Source organism: Paenibacillus urinalis (genome assembly GCF_028747985.1).
Taxonomy (GTDB): domain Bacteria; phylum Bacillota; class Bacilli; order Paenibacillales; family Paenibacillaceae; genus Paenibacillus; species Paenibacillus urinalis.
This window is the reverse complement of sequence record NZ_CP118108.1, coordinates 5421166-5443404: the sequence shown is the minus strand read 5'-3', so window position 1 is coordinate 5443404 and position 22239 is coordinate 5421166. Positions and strand designations below refer to the sequence as shown.

The 22239-nt window shown below is 43.9% G+C and carries 24 protein-coding genes and 1 tRNA gene; 20 read left to right on the top strand and 5 right to left on the bottom strand.

The genetic code is table 11. From position 1 onward, the window contains the following. Positions 1-597: 597 nt before the first annotated feature. The 3 genes from gntK to PUW25_RS25245 form a co-directional block, all read right to left on the bottom strand. Positions 598-2145: a gluconokinase gene (gene gntK, locus PUW25_RS25255; protein ID WP_047912555.1), complete on the bottom strand. Its 1548-nt coding sequence runs from the start codon at positions 2143-2145 to the stop codon at positions 598-600. Positions 2146-2323: 178 nt separating this feature from the next. Continuing rightward, a complete protein-coding gene (locus PUW25_RS25250) occupies positions 2324-3685 on the bottom strand; it encodes a GntT/GntP/DsdX family permease (RefSeq protein WP_047912556.1) in 1362 nt (453 codons plus the stop codon). Between the two features lie 194 nt (positions 3686-3879). Beyond that, on the bottom strand, positions 3880-4548 hold the full coding sequence (locus PUW25_RS25245; RefSeq protein ID WP_047912557.1) for a GntR family transcriptional regulator: 669 nt from the start codon (positions 4546-4548) through the stop codon (positions 3880-3882). A gap of 518 nt (positions 4549-5066) precedes the next feature. On the opposite strand from PUW25_RS25245, the gene rpmH reads away from it, so the two are divergent. The 12 genes from rpmH (at position 5067) to PUW25_RS25185 (ending at position 16997) form a co-directional block, all read left to right on the top strand. Continuing rightward, the gene (rpmH, locus tag PUW25_RS25240) at positions 5067-5201 is read left to right on the top strand and encodes a 50S ribosomal protein L34 (RefSeq protein WP_039295761.1); all 135 of its coding nucleotides are present in this window, start codon (positions 5067-5069) and stop codon (positions 5199-5201) included. Positions 5202-5376: 175 nt separating this feature from the next. Further along, on the top strand, positions 5377-5730 hold the full coding sequence (gene rnpA, locus PUW25_RS25235) for a ribonuclease P protein component (RefSeq protein WP_047912558.1): 354 nt from the start codon (positions 5377-5379) through the stop codon (positions 5728-5730). Between the two features lie 70 nt (positions 5731-5800). Next, complete coding sequence (locus tag PUW25_RS25230) at positions 5801-6682, top strand: YidC/Oxa1 family membrane protein insertase (protein ID WP_193746059.1); 882 nt, start codon at positions 5801-5803, stop codon at positions 6680-6682. Between the two features lie 33 nt (positions 6683-6715). Continuing rightward, a complete protein-coding gene (jag, locus tag PUW25_RS25225) occupies positions 6716-7420 on the top strand; it encodes an RNA-binding cell elongation regulator Jag/EloR (protein WP_047912559.1) in 705 nt (234 codons plus the stop codon). 116 nt (positions 7421-7536) lie between these two features. Beyond that, a complete protein-coding gene (gene mnmE / locus PUW25_RS25220; RefSeq protein WP_047912560.1) occupies positions 7537-8913 on the top strand; it encodes a tRNA uridine-5-carboxymethylaminomethyl(34) synthesis GTPase MnmE in 1377 nt (458 codons plus the stop codon). Positions 8914-9149: 236 nt separating this feature from the next. Further along, positions 9150-11036: a tRNA uridine-5-carboxymethylaminomethyl(34) synthesis enzyme MnmG gene (gene mnmG / locus PUW25_RS25215; RefSeq protein ID WP_047912561.1), complete on the top strand. Its 1887-nt coding sequence runs from the start codon at positions 9150-9152 to the stop codon at positions 11034-11036. Between the two features lie 2 nt (positions 11037-11038). Next, complete coding sequence (gene rsmG / locus PUW25_RS25210; protein ID WP_047912562.1) at positions 11039-11764, top strand: 16S rRNA (guanine(527)-N(7))-methyltransferase RsmG; 726 nt, start codon at positions 11039-11041, stop codon at positions 11762-11764. Positions 11765-12608: 844 nt separating this feature from the next. Continuing rightward, positions 12609-13427, top strand: a complete 819-nt coding sequence (gene noc / locus PUW25_RS25205; RefSeq protein WP_047912563.1) for a nucleoid occlusion protein — start codon at positions 12609-12611, stop codon at positions 13425-13427. 119 nt (positions 13428-13546) lie between these two features. Continuing rightward, entirely contained in the window at positions 13547-14308 is a 762-nt protein-coding gene (locus PUW25_RS25200; protein ID WP_047912748.1) for a ParA family protein, read from the top strand. After that, positions 14301-15149, top strand: coding sequence for a ParB/RepB/Spo0J family partition protein (locus PUW25_RS25195; RefSeq protein WP_047912564.1), 849 nt, complete (start codon positions 14301-14303; stop codon positions 15147-15149). The genes PUW25_RS25200 and PUW25_RS25195 overlap by 8 nt, the downstream gene beginning before the upstream one ends. A 121-nt stretch (positions 15150-15270) precedes the next feature. Next, positions 15271-16434, top strand: coding sequence for an aminotransferase class V-fold PLP-dependent enzyme (locus tag PUW25_RS25190; protein WP_047912565.1), 1164 nt, complete (start codon positions 15271-15273; stop codon positions 16432-16434). Positions 16435-16496: 62 nt separating this feature from the next. Beyond that, positions 16497-16997 carry a DUF4446 family protein gene (locus tag PUW25_RS25185; protein WP_047912566.1) on the top strand — a complete coding sequence of 167 codons (501 nt, stop codon included), beginning with the start codon at positions 16497-16499 and terminating at the stop codon, positions 16995-16997. Here PUW25_RS25185 and yyaC read toward each other — a convergent pair. Further along, a complete protein-coding gene (gene yyaC / locus PUW25_RS25180) occupies positions 16972-17577 on the bottom strand; it encodes a spore protease YyaC (protein ID WP_047912567.1) in 606 nt (201 codons plus the stop codon). The two genes, PUW25_RS25185 and yyaC, sit on opposite strands and share 26 nt — an antisense overlap. A gap of 105 nt (positions 17578-17682) precedes the next feature. On the opposite strand from yyaC, the gene PUW25_RS25175 reads away from it, so the two are divergent. The 4 genes from PUW25_RS25175 to PUW25_RS25160 all read left to right on the top strand — a co-directional run bounded on the left by PUW25_RS25175 (position 17683) and on the right by PUW25_RS25160 (position 19398). Further along, a complete protein-coding gene (locus PUW25_RS25175; protein WP_047912568.1) occupies positions 17683-17958 on the top strand; it encodes a putative Se/S carrier protein in 276 nt (91 codons plus the stop codon). After that, positions 17958-19049: a mechanosensitive ion channel family protein gene (locus PUW25_RS25170; RefSeq protein ID WP_081872563.1), complete on the top strand. Its 1092-nt coding sequence runs from the start codon at positions 17958-17960 to the stop codon at positions 19047-19049. The genes PUW25_RS25175 and PUW25_RS25170 overlap by 1 nt, the downstream gene beginning before the upstream one ends. Next, the gene (locus PUW25_RS25165) at positions 19039-19251 is read left to right on the top strand and encodes a DUF951 domain-containing protein (RefSeq protein WP_047912569.1); all 213 of its coding nucleotides are present in this window, start codon (positions 19039-19041) and stop codon (positions 19249-19251) included. The genes PUW25_RS25170 and PUW25_RS25165 overlap by 11 nt, the downstream gene beginning before the upstream one ends. A 55-nt stretch (positions 19252-19306) precedes the next feature. Continuing rightward, positions 19307-19398, top strand: a tRNA-Ser gene (locus PUW25_RS25160). 486 nt (positions 19399-19884) lie between these two features. Here the strand turns inward: PUW25_RS25160 and PUW25_RS25155 are convergent. Continuing rightward, positions 19885-20079, bottom strand: coding sequence for a YjzC family protein (locus PUW25_RS25155; protein WP_047912570.1), 195 nt, complete (start codon positions 20077-20079; stop codon positions 19885-19887). 217 nt (positions 20080-20296) lie between these two features. Between PUW25_RS25155 and rpsF the strand changes: the two genes are divergently transcribed. The 4 genes from rpsF to PUW25_RS25135 all read left to right on the top strand — a co-directional run bounded on the left by rpsF (position 20297) and on the right by PUW25_RS25135 (position 22185). Continuing rightward, entirely contained in the window at positions 20297-20587 is a 291-nt protein-coding gene (gene rpsF, locus PUW25_RS25150) for a 30S ribosomal protein S6 (RefSeq protein ID WP_047912571.1), read from the top strand. 50 nt (positions 20588-20637) lie between these two features. Continuing rightward, entirely contained in the window at positions 20638-21126 is a 489-nt protein-coding gene (ssb, locus tag PUW25_RS25145; protein WP_047912572.1) for a single-stranded DNA-binding protein, read from the top strand. A 19-nt stretch (positions 21127-21145) separates the two neighbouring features. Then, positions 21146-21418, top strand: coding sequence for a 30S ribosomal protein S18 (rpsR, locus tag PUW25_RS25140; protein ID WP_047912573.1), 273 nt, complete (start codon positions 21146-21148; stop codon positions 21416-21418). A 140-nt stretch (positions 21419-21558) separates the two neighbouring features. Then, positions 21559-22185: a M15 family metallopeptidase gene (locus PUW25_RS25135; protein ID WP_047912574.1), complete on the top strand. Its 627-nt coding sequence runs from the start codon at positions 21559-21561 to the stop codon at positions 22183-22185. Positions 22186-22239 lie beyond the last annotated feature (54 nt).

The window sequence follows — 22239 nt, the reverse complement described above, 5'->3', positions numbered from 1 at the left end:
AGACTGTCACTCCTTTTAATCGTCCAAATGTGGCCCAGAGCCATGAGCGGAATGTCGAAATAAAATTTATAATGTAGAATTTATCCCCAGTGTCCAAAAGACCTCAGACAAAAAAAGAATGAACAACTCAAAATTGTTCACAACTTTATCCACAGGCTGTTGATAATATTATGGATCAAAACATATATTCACATCCAAAAGTAATATAATCATAGCAAAAGAAAGCTTATATTTCAACGGATCTCAGGATTTTATCCACAAATTCAATAACTTGTGTATAATTTTTAATCACAACACTATATATTGTTTATAATCTGTTTAGTTTTCGACAAGAATGCCCAAAAGGCGATAATAATTATTCACAGCTTGTCCTCTAGCAAGGAAGAAAACTGTTGAACAATTGGAGTCAGTCTGTGTACTTCTACTGAAGTTAAGTCTGTGGATAACGAAGGGAAGTAAGAAAATCACTCTCGAGGATATGTGTGAGAGGTGTAATTATTGCCGGGCAGTTTATATAACGATTCATTATTCGTATTGAGATTAGAGTATGCAAAAGAGCCGATCATTATGATCGGCTCTTTGTGCAAAATGTTAAATCTATTCGCTTACCGTAATATGCTCTCGCTGGAACTTCGCAATATCCTCATACTCTTCGGTCAGCTTACGGGATATGCGGATAAAGATTGGAAGCAGCTCCTGATAGATCGCTACATGGTTTTGATCCGGCTTGTGGGCATGAGTCGTTCCCACCATCTCTGAGACGATCTCAAGTGAATCTGTGCGTCCTGTAGCATAGAGACCGAGGACAACGGCTCCAAGGCATGAGCTCTCGAAGCTCTCAGGTACAACGACTTCCTGATCAAAGATATCGGCCATCATCTGACGCCACAGTGGAGAGCGTGCAAATCCGCCTGTAGCCAGGATGCGGCTTGGCTGACCCATCTGTTCCTTCATGGCAAGCAGAACCGTATAGAGGTTAAAAATGACGCCTTCAAGTACGGAACGAATCATATGCTCCTTCTTATGGTGCAGTGTAAGTCCGAAGAAGGAGCCTCTGGCATCTGGATTCCATAGCGGGGCTCTCTCACCAGCTAGGAATGGATGGAAGAGCAGTCCGTCCGCACCAGGGCTGACACGTGCAGCGATACGGGTAAGTACATCATACGAGCTGATACCGAGGCGTTTGGCTGTTTCTATCTCGCTGGCCGCCATTTCATCACGAACCCAGCGGAAGATCATGCCTCCATTATTGACAGGTCCGCCGACAACCCAATGCTTCTCTGTCAGAGCGTAGCAAAATGTGCGCCCTTTTGGATCAGTTACCGGCTTGTCTACAACGGTGCGGATCGCTCCGCTTGTCCCGATCGTAGCTGCCACTTCACCAGGACGTATGGCATTTACACCGAGATTGGATAGTACACCATCGGTAGCACCAACAACGAATGGAGTGGAGGCGGACAAGCCCATCTCTGCCGCATACTTTTCATTTAAGCCTTCGAGAATATGGGTAGTAGGTACAAGCTTGGACAAGCGTTCTGAAGTAATTCCCGCAATCTGCAGCGCTTCTTCATCCCAATTGAGCTGTTCAAGATTCATCAGTCCTGTTGCAGAGGCTATAGAATGATCGACTACATATTCATTGAACAGCTTAAACGTAACGTATTCACGGATCGAAATGAATTTGGCCGATTGATTAAACAGCTCATTGTGGTCATGTTTGAGCCATAGCAGCTTGGCCAGAGGGGACATCGGATGAATTGGAGTCCCGGTGCGGCGATAGATCTCGTGCCCGTTCAGCTCATCCTTTAATTTTCTAGACCATTTGTTACTGCGATTATCTGCCCAGGTGATGCATGGAGTAAGGGGATTCCCTGCTGCATCCATCGCGATGATACTATGCATTGCTGTACTAAATGAAGCAAACATCACTTGCTCTGGTGCAATGCCGCTAGTCTTCATGACTTCCTTAACTGTATGAATGACGGCATGGAAGATTTGCTCCGGATCCTGAACCGCTGCATCGGGAACAGGGGTGTGAAGCGGGTATTCCTCACTTGCTTTTGTAACCACTTGTCCATTTTCTTCAAACAGGACAGATTTCGTGCTCGTTGTCCCGATATCAATACCTAGCATGTATGATTTCATTACGTAAGAGCCTTCTTTCTAAAATATAATGGAATCAATTTCATAAAATCATTAATAAGGTGAATATGAAATTGATTCATTGGTAACGCAATTTGCCTAACACGAAGCTAGCAGTTCAGCTTCGTGTTAGGCAATTCTCATTGAAGTGTACATATATCCAGTGTACTATATGGAGTTTTTAGATGACAAAGCTTAATAGCAAAATAAGAATCAGTGCCACTACAGAAAGAATACATTCCATAACGGACCAGGTTTTTAACGTTTGGGATACAGACATATTAAAGAATTCTTTGATCATCCAGAAACCGGCATCGTTGACATGGGACAAGAAGAGAGATCCTGCACCTGTTGCCAGTACGACGAGCTCGACACTTACATCTGGAGACATTCCGAGAACCGGAGCAACAATGCCGGCTGCTGTCGTCATCGCAACAGTTGCAGAACCGGTTGCAACCCGGATCAGAGCCGCTACGAGCCATGCAAACAGAATAACGTTGATATTAATGCTTGTCGCAAGCTCAGCAATCGCATTACCGACGCCGCTGTCGATCAGCACTTGCTTAAATGCACCGCCGCCGCCGATGATCAGAATAATGCTTGCTGTAGGAGCCAGACATTCGCTGGTAAACTTCGAAATTTCGCTCTTGTTAAAGCCGCGTGCAAATCCAAGAGAGAACAGTGCAAAGACGACAGAAATCAGAAGTGCAACAATTTCGTCCCCGATAAACTCAAGAAAATGGGTTAGACCATTTGAACCTGCGGGGTCTACAATCATCGCTACTGAACCGGCAAGCATAAGAATAACCGGAAGCAGAATCGTTAGCAGCGTGATACCAAAGCCAGGGAGTTCGCGTTCGCTTTTCAATGAGAATTGTTCAGCGAGCTCTGCAGGCGGCTCAACTTGTACTCTTTTGCTAATAATATTACCGAATACAGGACCTGCAATAATCGCAGTAGGCAAACCAACCAGGATACTGTAGAAGATGGTCATACCTAAGTTTGCATCAAATGCATCGATTGCAATCATTGGAGCCGGATGCGGCGGCACCAGACCGTGCACGGTTGAGAGACCAGCCAGAATTGGAATACCAATCTTAATAATGGACAATCCCGTTTTTCGAGCGACAGTAAAGACGATCGGGATAAGCAGGATAAGACCTACTTCAAAAAATACAGGAATACCGACAATAAAACCGACGATCATCATTGCCCAGTGTACACGTTTTTGACCAAACCGATTAACTAGTGTTGTAGCAATACGTTCAGCACCGCCCGACTCGGCCATCATTTTACCGAGCATCGTACCAAGACCAATAACAATAGCTATCGTTCCGAGTGTTCCGCCAACCCCGCCAGTTATAGAACCAATAACATCTTCTGCGTTCATTCCTGTAAGTAATCCAAGCATTAAGGCGGATATTAACAGGGAGACGAATGGATTCCATTTATATTTAGAGATCAATACGATAAGAAAAACTATCGTAATTAATGTCCATATCAGCATTGTTGCCGTATGACTAAGTCCAAAAATACTATCCATAATTCAAAATCTCCTTTGCAGCCAATTAAAGTAAAATTCTTAAGTTGTGTAAACGAGAAACGCTTACAAAAGCATTTTAAAAGTCTTCTTATCGAGTACGAGTATACTTGTCGACAAGTTTGAGCGAAAAAGAGAAAGTACAGCGCTTGCACATTTCTCAATTTGAATATCTCGGTACTTATTGTGGAGAGAAATCATAAGGTTTTATGCAAAGTTTGCCGTGAATCATCAAAATAAAGCTTAACCTCATCCGCTACAACCTCAGAATCACGAGACTCGAGCCCACGTATAAGTCTGCGGTGCTTCTCAATCACGGTTTCGATCCGCTCATGACCATGCGAGAAAACTTCCTCTGTCGTAAGCAGCAGAACCGTCATAATGATCTGCCGGATACTCTTCCATAGATGCAGCATTCGAGTGTGGTTTGCTTCTATAATGATTGTTTCATGGAAACTCAAGTCTTGATAAGCAAATTCGACATGATCCTTATGTTTTGCCGAGAGCTCCATCTTATCAATGATCTGCTGCAGCTTCATAATCAGCTGCTCCGGCAAATCGGACGATAATCGCTCCTGAACAAAGCTTTCAATAAGGTATCTAACGTCATACAGTTCATCCATATCACGTTGACTAAGACCAAGCACGACTGCACCCATCCGTTCTAATCGAAGCAGGCCTTCATTTGAAAGCGTTTTAAATGCATCTCTAACGGGAGAACGGCTGCTGCCAAATTGAGTGGCGATTCGATTCTCGGACAAAACCTCTCCTACCGGAATGGCGCCATCGATAATTTGCAGTCTTAATTCGCTTACAATATATTCACCAAGAGACTCTCCTTGTAACCAAGCAGCAGGATATCGCATGACGTGACGCTCCTATCCAAAAGTATACTTGTATACAACTTGCTGTGACTTATCCTACACTATGATTGAATGTTTTGTAAACGATTAATTTAGGACAAACAAGAAGAAATTAATTGAATTTCCTAATTTAATCGATTCAAATTAATCGCAGGATGACGTATTAAGCGTATAGCTGGAGGATCACAGAATCATAATGAAGAAGTGAAAATTGAAGAAAAAATAAATTATCCACATGTGCATAATTTATTTTATATCAAAAGAATAACGATAATATTTGATATTGTGGACAATTATAAGAAAATAAATCATTATCTTGGCAAGTTAAATCATGATAAGCTGTATGAAGTCAGTTGACTTTTTGACTTGATCATGTTTAAATGTATAAAGGCATTTTCTGTGTTTATGAAAATGATTAAATTTCGATAATGTTATGGATTGCGCTAAGCAAATTAATACAGTTCATAAGCTCTACAAGATAGTTCAATCTGTACAGGATTCCTTTAAGGGGGTGCATACACATGAGACCAACATTTAGACCGAACGTAAGCAAACGTAAGAAAGTTCATGGTTTCCGGAAAAGAATGAGCACGAAAAACGGCCGTAAAGTTCTGGCAGCCCGCCGTCTAAAAGGCAGAAAAGTATTAAGTGCGTAATGCGTGCATAAAGACCACTACGGTGGTCTTTTTTTCTTAATATCACTCATTTGATTGATAAATATATAGGTAGCACTACACTTTGGATGGATTCGTTTATGTTCTTGGCGGATCGTCTATACTAGTTATGTTCATTTTTTTGAGGATTGTCAGGTAAGCAAGGAGAAGATTGCTCGTGCATAAAAGATTACGTTTACGAAACCGGGACGACTTTAATCGCGTATACCGTTATGGAAAGTCCTTTGCCAACTATCAATTTGTGGTATATGGATTGCGTCGCAAAGATGTCGATCAGTTTCGAGTCGGCGTATCTTGCAGCAAGAAAATAGGCAATGCTGTCGTTCGCAATCGTATTAGAAGGATTATTAAAGAAATCATTCGTCATCATGAAGCCGAAATAGTAGAACATATGGATCTTGTTTTTATCGTTAGAAAAGGCGCTGCTTCTATGAGCTATCAGGAGATGGAGAAGAGTATCCTTCATGTCTTGCGAAAAGCTTCATTGCTCAAGAAAAATCGCTTGAAATAGCGTTTTCTTTGTTCTTCTAATTATGGTATTATTTACGGTGGAATGGAAAGGTTAAGAGAGGGGTTATGAAGTGTCGCGATTCATGTCAATGAAGGGTAGAAAATGGCTCCTTCTTATCGCTGTCATTGCATTGGTCTCTGTGCTAGCAGGTTGTGCTCCTTCGGGTACAACGCATCTAACTACGGAAGACTTGAAAAACAGTGATTCATTTTGGAGAAGTAACGTCGTTTACTGGTTCTCATTCGCTCTAGATACTTTTGCGAATTGGTTTAATGGAGAATATGGTCTAGCAATCCTAATCTTGGTGCTTATCGTCCGTACGCTAATTCTTCCATTAACTATTAAACAAGTCAAAAGCTCTAGAAACATGCAAAAGGTTCAACCTTTAATTAAGGAAATCCAAACGAAGTACAAGGATAACCCTGAGAAGCTCCAACAGGAAACAATGAAGCTGTTCCAAGAGCATAAAGTCAATCCGATGGCAGGATGTTTACCTTTGATCATCCAGATGCCGATATATATTGCTCTTTATAACTCGATTTATATGAATTCCAATATCAGTCAGCATACGTTCCTGTGGCTGGAGCTCGGTTCACCGGATACGCTGTTTATCCTGCCGGTTCTTGTTGCGGTATCGATGTGGTTCCAAACTTGGTACATGATGAAGCAAAACCCAAGTCAGCAGCAAGGTCCTATGAAATTCATGCTGTGGGTTTATCCGATTCTGATGTTCGTCATGTCGTACCAGTTCGCATCTGCTTTGCCGTTGTACTGGTTCTATTCCAACATTTATACCATCGTACAAAACTTCTTCTTGTATCGTAATAACGATAAGCATGTGGCTGCTGCTAATGTTCAGGCTGCGACTAGCTCCAGCAAGGGACAAGCTAAACCAGGCAATGGTGCAAACAGACCGCAAGGCAACAAGAAAAAGAAAAAGAAAAGAAAGTAATCAGCTTGTGGTGAAGGAGGCAGGGCGTTCTATATGACCACCGTCATTGCGACAGGTAAAACGATAGAAGATGCTGTCATGAAAGGATTAACTGAGCTTGGTGTCAGCCGGGAATCGGTTACGTTAAACGTCTTAGAGCAGCCATCCAGAGGATTTCTTGGACTTATCGGCGTTAAGCCCGCTAAAGTGGAACTAACCCTTATACCTAAACGCAAGAGTGAGTCCGTCGTAACTGAGCCTGACCTGATCCAAATATCGAGCTTAACAGAATCGATATCTTCTGTGTCTGAGACAGACCCCTATTACGAGGCAAGCCAATTCGTTAAAGAAGTGGCTGCTGGCATGGGGCTAGAGGTTGATATTGATATAAAGAAAAACAGAGACGGAAAGATCTTTAATATAACCGGTGACAATTTAGGTCTGATTATCGGCCGTCGAGGGCAGACGCTGGATGCACTTCAATACCTCGCGAACATCGTTGCGAATAAGCACTCTTCAAGCTTTGTCCGAATCGTGCTGGACGCAGAGAACTTTAGGCAGCGGCGCCGCAAGACATTGGAGGAGCTGGCTGAACGTCTCGCGGGACAGGTTATTCGTACAGGAAAAGAAGTTATTCTTGAACCGATGTCGTCTCAGGAACGCAAAGTTATTCATGCGAAGCTGCAGCATCACCGTCAGATTAAGACCTACAGTAAGGGCGAAGAGCCGAACCGTAGAGTGGTAATCACACCTAAATGATGTAATTCAATGAGAAATTTTGCGAATACGCAATGGCTTTCTGCGGCATGCAGGAGCCATTGCTTTTTTCATAGTATGGGCGAGTCTTTATATAAATGGTAAAGAAGGTGAACCTCTTGATTAGTGATAATATAGCTGCGATCTCCACGGCCGTTGGTGAAGCGGGAATTGCAGTGATTCGAGTAAGTGGTCCGGATTCAATTACGGAAGTGGAGAGAATTTTCAAAAGTAAAAAGCCTCTTCATCTTGTAGATTCCCACACCGTACATTATGGACACATTATAGATTCAGACAGCAAGGAGCATATTGAAGAGGTGCTCGTTACTGTCATGAGAGCTCCGCGCTCTTTTACAACGGAAAATGTAGTCGAAATCAGTTCTCATGGCGGCGTTATTTCGGTTAAGCGGATTATGGATTTACTGCTTCAGCTGAATATCCGGGTCGCCGAGCCTGGTGAATTTACGAAGAGGGCTTTTTTGAATGGTAGAATTGATCTGTCGCAGGCAGAAGGAGTGATGGATCTGATTCGCTCGAAGTCAGACCGCGCATTCTCTGTCGCTTTGAAGCAAGTAGAAGGATCGCTGTCCTCCAAGATTAAAGATTTGAGACACACGCTGGTGGAGACACTTGCTCATATAGAGGTGAACATCGACTATCCAGAGCATGATGTGGAGTCACTTACCTCGGAATTCATTAAAGAAAAATCATCTTTTGTAATGAACGAGATCGCCAAGCTTTTAAAAACAGCAGAACAAGGAAAAATATTAAGAGAAGGCATTACAACAGCGATCGTAGGAAGACCAAATGTTGGCAAATCCTCGCTGTTAAATACGCTCGCCCAGGACAATCGTGCGATTGTAACAGATATTCCCGGAACAACCCGGGATGTCATTGAAGAATTCGTTACGATTAACAACATTCCGCTGAAGCTGCTCGATACCGCTGGGATTCGGGAGACGATGGATGTCGTAGAGAAGATCGGGGTAGAACGTTCGAGAACGGCTTTTAGTGAGGCAGACTTGATCTTAATGGTAGTCAATGCGAGCGAGCCGATTCACGATGATGAGATTGAGCTGCTCGAACAGATCAAAGGAAGACAAGCGATTATTGTCATGAATAAGATCGATCTTCCAACCCAGGCTAATCGAGAGATTCTTGAACGCTACGTCGATCCTGAACTCATTGTCCCGATGTCTGTAAAAGCCGAGGAAGGAATCGATGCGCTTGAAGCAGCCATATCCCAGTTATTCTTCAGCGGAAGCCTTGAATCTGCGGATCTGACTTATGTGAGCAATGTGCGCCATATTTCCCTGTTGAAAAAGGCAAACCAATCTTTACGTGATGCCTACGATGCCGCTGAGCAGTATATTCCGATTGATATGATTCAAATTGACGTACGAATGGCATGGGAGCATCTGGGAGAGATCGTGGGGGATACGGCACATGATGCGCTGATTGATCAAATCTTCTCTCAATTCTGTTTGGGTAAATAAAGGGTAAGCTGTTAGCCTACAGCTGACAATGCTGTTCACGTTATGCACGAATCATGAATGTAGTAAGCTGCATCTTAACTTAAGCAGAAGGATTCGTTATAATGAAGGATGGTGCTTGAGAAGAGCATTCTTATGCTCAGTACTATGTTTATAACCAATCGGATGAATAGTAGCCCGATTTTATTGTATAAGAAGCAAATAAGGGAGTATTCCCTGATTATAAGGAGGTAAGGACAATGGGATATGATGGCGGAACGTTTGATGTCATCGTCGTTGGTGCCGGTCACGCAGGTGTAGAATCAGCGCTGGCGGCTGCACGGATGGGTTGTAAGACGCTGATGGTGACCATCAATCTGGACATGATTGCATTCATGCCGTGTAACCCGTCAATTGGCGGACCTGCGAAAGGGCATGTCGTTCGTGAGATTGATGCACTTGGCGGTGAGATGGGCCGCAATATTGATAAGACCTTTATTCAAATGCGGATGTTGAATACAGGGAAGGGACCTGCCGTTCATGCGCTGCGGGCGCAGGCAGATAAATTCTCTTACCAGCATACGATGAAAGAGACGATGGAGAAGGAGCCGAACCTCACGATGCGTCAAGGCATGGTAGATCGTCTGATCGTAGAGGATGGACAATGTGTTGGTGTGATCACCCAGACAGGAACGGAATACCGGGCTAAATCGGTTGTTATTACAACAGGCACCTATTTGCGCGGGAAAGTCATTATGGGTGAGCTGATGTATGAGAGCGGTCCTAACAACCAGCAACCGTCCATTAAGCTATCAGATCACTTGAAGGAGCTGGGCTTTGAGCTCGTTCGTTTCAAGACAGGAACACCGCCGCGGGTGCATAAGGATACAATTGATTTCTCGAAAACAGAAATTCAGCCAGGTGATGATGAGCCTAAATTCTTCTCATATGAGACCGAAGGCTCGGATAATGAGCAGCTCCCATGCTGGCTGACATATACGTCGACAGTGACCCATCAGATCATTAATGACAATCTTCACCGTGCTCCGATGTTCTCTGGTGTAATAGAAGGAACAGGACCAAGATATTGCCCATCGATTGAGGATAAGATTGTTCGCTTCAGCGATAAGCCGAAGCACCAAATTTTCCTTGAGCCGGAAGGCAAGAATACGAAGGAGTATTACGTTCAAGGTCTGTCCACCAGCTTGCCAGAGGATGTTCAGCTGCAAGTGCTTCGATCCATCCCTGGGATGGAAAATGTAGAGATGATGCGAAATGGGTACGCGATTGAATATGACGCCATGGTGCCGACACAGCTGCTTCCTTCACTGGAGACGAAACGTCTGCCAGGTCTCTTCACAGCTGGTCAAATTAACGGTACATCCGGATACGAAGAAGCGGCAGGACAAGGGATTATGGCAGGTATTAACGCGGCACGTAAAGCCCAAGGTAAAGAGGCAGTGGTGCTGGATCGTTCGCAGGGCTATATCGGTGTGCTGATCGATGATCTGGTAACGAAGGGGACGAATGAGCCATACCGTTTGCTCACCTCACGTGCCGAATATCGTTTGCTGCTTCGCCATGATAATGCAGATCTACGACTGACACCTTTGGGCAAAGAGATCGGCTTGATCTCAGAGGAGCGTTATGCTCGATTCCTCAATAAGAAGGAAAAAGTAGATCAAGAAATTGAACGTCTGCGCACAACAAGAATCCGCCCATCGGAAGTGAATGAGCTGCTTGCAAGTCTGGAATCAGCTCCGCTTCAGGATGGTACAACGCTGCTTACGCTGATGAGACGTCCTGAGATTTCCTACAGCATTATTGAACAAATCTCTCCTGCACCTGAAGCGTTGAATGCTGAAATGAAGGAGCAAGTTGAGATTCAAATTAAATATGCAGGCTATATTGAGAAGCAATTAATTCATGTAGAACGTCTTCAAAAAATGGAGAAGAAGAAGATTCCAGACTCCATCCATTATAGTGAGATTCATGGTTTAGCGATGGAGGCCAAACAGAAGCTTGAACAGATTCGCCCCATCTCCATCGGTCAAGCATCCCGTATTTCAGGTGTGACACCTGCCGATATTTCGATCTTGCTCGTGTATTTGGAACATTACAATCGGGTAACGGCATCTAGGGGGTAACGATGGATCAAATACAGCAGCAGCTGCAGGATCGTTTGGATCCACAGGGTATATCGCTTACGGAGAAACAGTTGGAGCAATTCGAGCTTTATTATAAAGAGCTGGTATCCTGGAATGAGAGAATGAATTTGACGGGAATTACGGAGCGGGAGCAGGTCTATACGAAGCATTTTTACGACTCCGTTTCCCTTTCTTTTTATGTGGATATGAACAAGATTCAGACGCTTGCAGATATAGGGTCTGGAGCCGGATTTCCCGGTATCCCATTGAAGATTTGCTATCCGCATTTGAAGCTTACGATTATCGATTCATTGAACAAAAGGATTAACTTCCTTCAGCATATCGTGGATACGCTGGGCCTTACCGATGTCGAGCTTATCCATGGCCGTGCAGAAGAGCTGGGAAGACGTACAGGATATCGGGATCATTATGACCTGGTTACGGCTCGAGCTGTCGCTCGATTGGCTGTACTGAATGAATTCTGTTTGCCTTTTGTTCGGAAAGAAGGCATCTTTGCCGCAATGAAGGGAAGCGATCCTACTGAAGAATTGCTGGATGCTCAATTCAGCCTGAAGGAGCTCAAGGCGAAGGTGATCAACACGCACGCATTCCAGCTGCCCGTTGAAGAATCGGCAAGACATATTATTGTCATAGGCAAAACAAGCAGCACACCGAAGAAGTATCCCCGCAAACCAGGGATGCCTCTGAAAATGCCGCTTGTGAAATAGAGAGAAAGAGAATGTTTCACGTGAAACATTCTCTTTCTTTTTTTGTATATGGAATGTGCACCATTTGTCGGGCTCTCAAGCATAAGGAATTGAGCTCTAAGAGAAGATGGAGCCGAGTGGAGAGGAGAGGGATGAGGTTACTAATCATAGATAAGAAGAGAAGGTAGAAAATAAAAGGATTGAACGTATAGATGAGGTTGTACAGTTGCCTATTCAAGCTCGACTTGAAATTTAAGTTCCTACTCGTATTCAAGTCCCCATTCAAGTCCCCATTCAAGTCCCCTTCTTGCTCAACGAATAGTGCCCGTGCAGCAGCTCTGATTTGAGCTCTCACCTGTCATCAAGCTTAACTCATAGGGGATTAAAATGAGGTTTCTCAAACCATGCTCCTCTCCACTGATCATGTCACTTAAGATGAAATTCCCTCTACTGAGTTCTACAATGGATTCAAACTTGTATAAATAGAAAAAAAGAGTGGATAAAGCATGAAACAGGTGGTGTTTTCATAGCTTATTTTCATAGTGGAATTGAAAGAAATAAATCGATAGTTGAATAGGATTATGCGAGAAAAAGTGATAGAATACATAGTAGAATGAATGGGAGATTCAGACATCAGTTTGATCTATGTCGTATTCAGATGTCGGAAGCTCCATTATAGTTCAATCTGAGTGAATATCGAGAGTTCATGTCGTTTAAAGTGGAGCATCAACACCATCCCTACTGATATTTTTAACTTTTACATAGTCAGGTGTAGCATGCTGCAATTCTTTGTATACCGAAGCGAAGGTAAGACAGTGAAGTGTCCTTCAAGGCACTATTATGAAATTAGGTGGTAATATACGGAATGAAAGAACAATTTTCTAAGTTATTTGGTTTGACGGAACGCAGTAGCGGGGATGAAGTAAAGCAAATTCCGATTAACGAAATTGTCAGCAGCCCGTATCAGCCCCGTACGATTTTTGATGACGAGAAGATTGATGAGTTATGCCAGACGATCAAAACGCATGGTGTTATTCAACCGATTGTAGTCCGTATTCGTAATTCCCAGTATGAGATTATTGCTGGTGAGAGACGCTGGCGTGCCGTGAAGAAGCTTGGAATGGACCATATTCCAGCGATTGTTCGAGAATTTAATGATTCTCAAGCGGCTTCCATTGCTCTCATTGAAAATCTACAGCGTGAAGGGCTTACGGCCATAGAAGAAGCAGTTGCCTATCAGAAATTAATAGACTTACATCAGCTGACACAAGAGAGCCTTGCACAGCGTCTTGGCAAAAGTCAGTCTACGATTGCGAACAAAATCAGACTTCTGCAGCTTCCTGAGGAAGTGAAGAACGCACTGATGGAACGTAAAATTTCGGAGCGACATGCCCGAGCATTATTGTCACTGGATCAATTGGAGCTGCAGCTGAAGTTATTAGAGGAAATTATCAGCAAAGAGCTGAATGTTAAACAAACCGAAGCAAGAGTTGCTTTTTATAAGGAAGCGACCACCGTTAAGAAATCGAAACGTATCTCCTTTACAAAGGATGTGCGTCTGGCATTAAATACGATTCGTCAATCCATAGACATGGTGTCTGGCTCAGGCATGGATATTAAGACGAAGGAATCCGATCATGAAGATCATTACGAAATCGTGATTCAGATCCCTAAACGCAAGTAAGGAATAGATCAGAAGCGGCAATTTAGCCGCTTTTTTAGATAGCAGCTCGAGGAAGGCTAGCTATCAGTATCATGTATCTCATACCCCAAGGAATGACTTCTATATTTGAGGTGAATGAAGTGTCGAAGATTATTGCCGTAGCAAACCAGAAGGGCGGAGTAGGGAAGACCACAACTTCCGTCAATTTGGGTGCGGGGATGGCCTCGTTAGGTAAACGAGTGCTTCTCGTAGATATAGATCCCCAAGGGAATACAACCAGCGGGGTTGGTATTAATAAAGCAGACGTAGCCCATTGCATTTATGATGTTCTTATTGAAGAGATTCATCCCAGAGAAGCCATTGTAGAGACCCGTATTCAAGGCCTGCATATTATTCCAGCGACAATTCAGCTTGCAGGCGCAGAAATTGAGCTTGTTTCAACGATATCTCGTGAAGTAAGGCTTAAGAAATCACTGCAGCTCGTCAAGGACGAGTATGATTACATCCTCATCGATTGCCCTCCATCCTTGGGCATGCTCACTATTAATTCGCTAACAGCATCCGATTCGGTCATTATCCCTATACAGTGTGAGTACTATGCGTTGGAGGGACTGAGTCAGCTATTAAACACCATTCGTCTTGTACAAAAGCATCTGAATACCTCACTGCAAATTGAAGGTGTCTTATTGACGATGTTCGATGCACGTACTAATCTAGGTATACAAGTTATTGAAGAAGTGAAAAAGTATTTCCAACAGAAAGTATATCAAACGATTATCCCGAGAAATGTACGTCTGAGTGAAGCTCCATCACATGGACAGTCCATCATTACTTATGACCCTCGTTCAAGAGGAGCAGAAGTATATTTAGAGTTGGCAAAGGAAGTGATCTCATATGAGTAAGCGTTTGGGTAAAGGCTTGGATGCACTTATACCTTCGCTTTCGATTAACGAAGATGACAAGATTGTGGAAATACCACTGAGCCAGCTGCGAGCAAATCCCTACCAGCCTAGAAAAACGTTCGATGAAGATTCTATACAAGAGTTAGCCGAATCGATTCGACAGCATGGTGTCATTCAACCCATTATTGTACGGAGTGTACTGAAGGGCTATGAAATTATTGCAGGAGAACGTCGTTTTCGGGCATCTCAATTTTGTGGTAAATCCACCATTCCTGCGGTCGTAAGAAACTTTACGGAACAACAGGTGATGGAAATTGCCTTGATCGAAAATTTACAACGAGAAAATTTGAATGCCATGGAGGTCGCCGTTGCATATCAAGGACTGATGGATCAATTTTCTCTCACCCAAGAAGAGTTATCCATGAAGGTAGGTAAATCAAGATCGCATATCGCAAATTTTTTAAGACTACTGGCCCTGCCTGAGGAAGTGAAGGAGCATGTTTCACGTGGAACATTATCCATGGGACATGCGAGAGCCATTGTAGGAATCAAGGAGCAGAAGGTCGTTAAAGAATTAGCGAAGCAATGCATCCAACAGCAGTGGAGTGTGCGGGAGCTGGAAGAAGCCGTACAGCAACTGGATCGCAAAAATGAAGATCAAAAGGTGAAGGTTAAACAAAAGAAGAGAGATCCTTATATTGAAAATGTAGAAGAAAGCCTGCGCAATCGATTCCAAACGACAGTGAAGATCAAAGCGAACAAAGATAAAGGTAAAATCGAACTGAACTATTATAGTCAACAGGATCTGGAAAGATTGCTAGAGCTGCTGCAATTGCAGTAGACAGCTGCGATCAAAGGATAGGCAAGGTAATGAAGGGTGTTCGTATGAGATGACATATCGTCCTCTTACCGTAAAGGGAAGATGAGGTATGTCATTTGTTGTGTTTAGGGAGGACGGATATATGAAGAGGAACAGAGAAGACATTGTCTATTTAGATCATGCTGCCACGTCATGGCCGAAGCCGGAATCGGTAAAAGAAGCGATGGTGCAGGCGATGGACATCGCAGGGGCCAACCCGGGCCGGGGAAGCCATCAGATGGCGGTACAAGCCAGCAGAGTATTATTTCATACGAGAAGGAAGCTGGCAGAGCTGTTCCATATTCATAACCCAAATGATATTGTGTATACTTTTAACACGACACTAGCTTTAAATATGGCGATCAAAGGAATTGTAAATTCAGGTGACCATATCATTACCACGATGATGGAGCATAACTCTGTCCGAAGACCGCTTGAGTATCTGAAAAAACAAAAGCAGGTGGAAGTGGATTATCTTCCTCTTGATGATCAGGGACAAATCTCCATCTCCAAGTTAGAACAAAGCATTCGACATCATACCAAGCTGATCGTTGTATCTCATAGCTCAAATTTATTAGGAAGTATTCTTCCTCTTGAAGAGATCGGACGGATTGCAAGGAAACATCACATTCACTTTCTTGTCGACGCTGCGCAAAGCGCGGGAGTTCTGGATATTGACGTAGAACGAATGAGTATAGATATGCTGGCTTTTCCAGGACATAAAGGATTGCTCGGTCCGCAAGGTACTGGAGGGTTATACATTCATCCATCGATCGATGTAGAGCCGCTGATCCACGGTGGAACCGGAAGTCAATCGGAGGCGATTGATCAACCCACCGTAAGACCGGACCGTTATGAATCGGGAACCCCCAATACGATAGGCATTGCCGGATTAGGTGCAGGTGTAGATTATGTACTGGAGATGACGACGGAGCGAATCTATCAGCATGAATGGAAACTGACACAGCTACTGATGGAGGGTCTAGGTCAAATCCCTGGTATTCAGACACTTGGCCCAGGTTTGGGTGAACCGAGAAGTGGGCTTGTTGCTTTTTATAGTGAGAAGATAGATGCTGCAGAGCTTGCCTTTAAATTAGATAGGGAGTTCGGAATTGAAGTTCGTGCAGGGTATCATTGTACTCCACTGGCTCATGAAAGCGCAGGTACAGCGAAGCAAGGTGCAGTCAGGGCTAGTTTTGGTGTAAACTCTAATGAGAGAGAAGTGGCTATGTTGATTGCGGCTGTTCGTGAGCTGGCGAATAGTTAGGTAAGGATTCTGCGTGAGTCCCAAAAGAACAATGTAAAAGACGTTAGGAGTAGGAGCAATAAATGACAGATATGAATGAGCTGATTCTGGAACAACTGCCTTTGATTGTGTTTGGGATTGTATTGGTACTGATTATTTTATTGATCATGTTAATTGTGCAGACTGCAAAAGTTAGTAAACTGCGCAAAAACTACAACAAATTTATGTCCAGTACGGGCGTGGAAGATTTGGAGTCCTTACTATTGAACCTGAAGGTGCAGATGGATGCGATTGAGGACGAGCAGGCTGTGAATAAAGATATGGTAGCCACAATGAATAAGAAGCTTGATAGAATCCAAGGGAAAATGGGTATTAAACGTTATAATGCTTATGGTGACCGTGGAGCAGATCTGAGCTTTTCCATTGCTATGCTGAACGAGAGAGAGGATGGGCTTGTCCTGACAGGACTCTACAATAGAGATGGCTCCTATGTATACGCCAAGCCCCTGCAAGGGGGAGAGTCCACATATACGCTCTCAAACGAAGAGAAGGAAGCCATTACTCTTGCACGGCAAGCAGAGTAGAGCGATTATGCCATTCTACTAACGCAGCATACAGGCTGTGTGCAATAATATTGGACATCCGGACAACGAGACTTAGCCGGGTATTCTGCAGAACGAAATATTCCATGAAGCCGCCGACATTGACGATACCTGTTAAATGGATATCGCCTACCGGCGGCAGTTCTTTATTTACACCTGCTCCTGGTTTAAGTGGACCTGACGCGACCTGAATGCAGCCCACACTGGAGGCCTGACCTAAACAGGCATCAATTCCGATAATATAGGGATCTCTGTGTTTGCTGTATATCATGGTGAGCGTATCCTGAAGATTCATGGCGTGAACCGGATCTTCCAATGTCCCATAGAGATGGAAGAAAGGACTGTTATGCTCGGATAATGCGGTTCCAACAAGTGGGCCCAGGCAGTCGCCTGTAGAACGGTCAGTACCAATGCATACGATAACGATCTCTTTGTGATGAGGTGCCTCGAACAGATGAAATAATAAACGATGAATAATAGCTGATTGTACTCCCGGATCGGTATGCTGTAGTTTTAAACCAGGCATGTCCTGCAAATTTATCGCTTTTGGAATCCGATTCATAGCGCACTATCTTCCTTTCGTGCTTGGATTAGTATTAAATAGTATATGGAAGAAGCTTAGTTTTTATACTTGGTGCGTTTCGTATTCATAGACTGGAGGTATAGGATGGAGCTGTGGCTGACCATCGCATTTGATTCAACGCAGCAGGCGCTTCGCGCAGAAATGCTGCTCGAATATGCAGGGATTGATATTGATACCTATCCAACGCCGAAGGAAATAACGGCAGGCTGCGCACTGTCCATCCAGTTTCCATCGGAGGATTTAAGACAAGTCCATCAAATCATCGTGAGTGAAAAAGTGGAGATTCGCGGCATCTATGAAAAAAAAGGTGCTGAGTATATACAAGTGGAATGGTGTGAACAAGAAGGGGAGGAGTATTAATGTGGTTTGAAGCATCAGGAACGACTCCTGAAACGGAAACAAATGAAACACAGGAAGAGACTACTGGAACAGAGGAAACGGCACCGACTGAAGGAAATACAGATACAGGCACAGATACAGGAGGAAGCACTTCTGATCCTGCGGCTACCCCCGATGACGGAACACTCTCCGAAAATGTAGGGGAAGCGGTTCAAGGGACCGTTGATGAAGCGAAGCGTTTAAGTGATGTCTTCTGGAACTGGGTCACGGACACCAATATGTGGATTCATTACGCAGGAATTGCACTACAGATCATTATTGTATTTATTCTGACCCGGATCGCGATTAAGGTACTTCATAATGTCATTGATCGGTCCCTGTTGAATCGTCAGTCAGAGCGAAAAATTAGAATCAATAAAAGACGTGTAAACACAGTAGGCGAGCTGCTCAAAAATGTGGTCTCTATCGTATGTAACTTCATTCTTGTACTCCTCATTTTATCTCAAATGGGTGTGAATCTCGGACCCGTACTCGCCAGTGCTGGGGTACTCGGGTTAGCCATCGGTTTTGGTGCGCAAAGCTTGGTCAAAGATATTATTACTGGATTCTTCATTATATTGGAGGATCAGTTCGCGGTAGGCGATGTCGTTCAGTCAGGAACACTGAAGGGTACAGTAGAGGTCATTGGTCTTCGAACAACAAAGATCGTTAGCTTTACTGGTGAAGTGCATATTATTCCTAATGGAACCATTACGACGGTAACCAACTATTCGATGGCCAATTCCCGTGCGATTGTGGATATACCGATGAAAGGCGAGGAGCAGCTGGGAGAGAGTATGAGAATGGTGAAGGAAGCCGTTCAAAATCTGCCTGAGCGCAACAGCAACGTTTTAATGGTGCCGGAGGTCGTTGGCATACAATCCATGACAACCGCTGAATATGTGATTCGAGTAGTGGCTGAGTGTCTGCCCAATACTAATCATGAGGTGGAGCGTCTCATCAAGATGGATGTAAAAGAAGCGCTGGAATATAAGGAGAGCGTAAGGCTTGCTGAACTGGAAGCCGCTGCAGCCAATGAAGAAAATACGGGGGATGGTTCGAATGGAGCGTAAAGTGTTTAACCTGGGGGACATCGTTCAGATGAAAAAGCCTCATCCTTGCGGCAGCAATGAGATGGAAATTATCCGCATGGGGATGGATATTCGAATTAAGTGTGTAGGCTGCAAGCATAGTGTGCTTGTGCCCCGTCCTAAGTTTGAAAAGAATTTTAAGAAAGTTCTTCGCTCGGCAGCGGATCCGCAAGGACAAGAGTAGGCTGCAATCCATGCTTGCCAACAGACAAGCAAAAGTGTATAATATAAAGTGCTGCGGAAAGGTACCCAAGAGGTTATAAGGGGACTGACTCGAAATCAGTTAGGCGCCTTGCGGCGTGCGAGGGTTCGAATCCCTCTCTTTCCGCCACACCATTTAACTGTTCAATATATAGAGATTAGGCCCTGCATCTAATGCAGGGTCTTTTGTCGTTATGGACGCGGACGTTATAGATGGCTTGTTGACTAAAATAGTCACCAAAAAAGGACCCTTTCGGGCCCTTTATGGGGGGCAGTGCATTTTTTTAAAGAAAACATCTTTTACGACAGCTTCGGTTAGAAGCTCGGTGTACTGCTACGCAATACCAGTGCATCTGAATCCATAATTACTTCATCAATTGCACATTACCTTCCGCTTCTATCGCCACGTTAAAGACCCTCCTTCAAATGAATAAGTCCGGCTCTGTCTTCAAATCATCCAACGGAACCACACCTCTCTGTGAAGCACTGCCTTGATTGTATTATATCCGCATCAGCGAATTATAACCGGGAATTATATTGGTAAAGTTTGGATTGAAGAAGATCGAGCTTGCTTACGTATAACATGACCATGCTGATCGCTTTTCTGCTCATCGCCTTAATGAACCCGGGCTTTGGTCAGCTTTTTCCATTTTCGATTATGATTTGAGGTTTCAGGGAAAGTCTCTCCTTTTTTGAGCTTGATCCGCTTAGGATCGTTGATCTCGGTATGGAAGCTTCTTTCACCAATCTCCGTGTACTCTCCATCATTAGGTGCTTTGTCTCCTGGTTCAAACTCCGTTTTCTCACCCATTTGAATTGCCCTCCTTCGTTATTCTGATCTAAATATGTGTCACATTGGCTATTGTGCGCAGTCTCTTGAAGGAACATGTCTGATCAACATTGGTAAAAGAGAACATGTGCTTGCACTCGTTTATTGAAAATGGTATATTGATATGGTGCGAGTTTAATCTCGTTCCTTGCTCTTAAGCGATGACTTGAGGGCCTTAAGTCCATAAGGAGGTGCTAGTATGCGCAAATACGAAGTGATGTACATTATTCGTCCTGACATTGAACAAGAAGCTGTTCAAGCTGCAGTCGAAAAATTCCAAGGCATCATCTCCAACGGCGGTGGTGAAATTACAAAACACGACGTAATGGGTAAACGCCGTCTTGCGTATGAGATCAAGAAATTCCGTGATGGTCATTATGTGTTGGTTAACTTCACTGCTGAACCAGCTGTCGTTTCCGAAATGGAACGTATCATGAAAATTTCTGACGAAGTAATTCGTTATCTCATCACGAACGACGTTGTTGCTTAATTCGTTTCAAGTGATTTTGTAAGAACTACGCTCAGAAGGAGGGGATTAGATTGTTGAACCGAGTCATTCTGATCGGCCGGTTAACTCGTGACCCAGAATTGCGGTACACACCTGCAGGGGTAGCCGTAACGCAGTTTACCATTGCTGTAGACCGTCCGTTTACAAGCCAAGGCGGGGAAAGAGAAGCTGATTTTATACCGGTCGTTACCTGGAGACAGCTAGCGGAGACTTGCGCAAATTATTTGCGTAAAGGACGTTTGACAGCCGTCGAAGGGCGCATCCAAGTAAGAAACTACGAGAATAACGAAGGCAAGCGTGTATACGTAACTGAAGTTATTGCAGATAACGTTCGTTTCTTGGAATCCAACCGTGATGGCGGCAACGCGAACAATAACGGTGGTGGTATGCGTGAAGAGCCTTCCTATGGAGGCAGCGGCCGCGGGAATAATAGCAATAACAATTTCTCACGGAACAATCAGGATCCTTTTTCCGATGACGGAAAACCGATTGATATTTCGGATGATGATTTGCCATTTTAATTAGGAAGGACTGAATAGCATGAGCTTCAAACAAAGAGAAGGCGGAGACAACGATAAAAGACCGGCTCGCCGCGGCGGCCGTAACAAACGTCGTAAAGTGTGCTTCTTCACTGTTAACAAAATTACTCACATTGACTATAAAGATACGGATCTGCTTCGTAAATTTATCAGTGAGCGCGGAAAAATTTTGCCACGCCGTGTAACAGGTACAAGCGCAAAATACCAACGCATGTTGACGATTGCAGTTAAACGCTCCCGTCAAATCGCATTGCTTCCGTACACAACTGAATAGTTAACGATTCAGTGAACGGGAAGGACAGTCTGCTACTTAGCAGGCTGTCCTTTTTTTGTAGGGTTGTTCCTGGAATGGTAGAACGAATATAATAGAATACATAGATTTCATCATTTATCTAAAAAGCTTGAGGAGTGGTTATGAACAGACAGCGGCAGTATAAACAGAAGCGAAGATCAAGTGGACCTGTTCTTTTTGTATTTCTTGTATTGGGTCTTGTCTATTATATCTCTCAAACGGAATCATTTAATATAGATTGGGGAAGTCCTACGCATCTGTTTGAAGAGGATGAGCCGAAGTATGTAACAGAGCTCCATCCTGAAGTGGCAGCGAAGAAATCTCAGCTGGTAGAGCTTGCGAAGCAAAAAGGTATACAAATCATGATCACAGAAGGTCATCGCAGTGAAGAGAGACAAAATGAGCTGTATGAGCAAGGTAGAACGACGGAAGGGCAGATTGTCACCTCTGCTCGTGGAGGGGAATCGTATCATAACTATGGCCTTGCAATAGATTTTGCAATTCGGGTATCCGAAGACAAAGTGATATGGGACATGGAGTATGATGGGAACAACAATGGTGAATCCGACTGGATGGAAGTTGTCGCTATTGCCAAAAATCTTGGATTTAAGTGGGGCGGAGACTGGGTCAATTTCCCCGATTATCCACATCTGCAGTATGACTTTGGCTATAGTATTGCTGAACTACAGCGTGGAAAGAGACCGCCTGGTTATGAGATCAAGCCAGAAGATTTGGAAGCAAGTGAATAACCTATGAATGAGTCATTATATGATAAGGAACAAGCTAAGAAATATAGGAGAAGT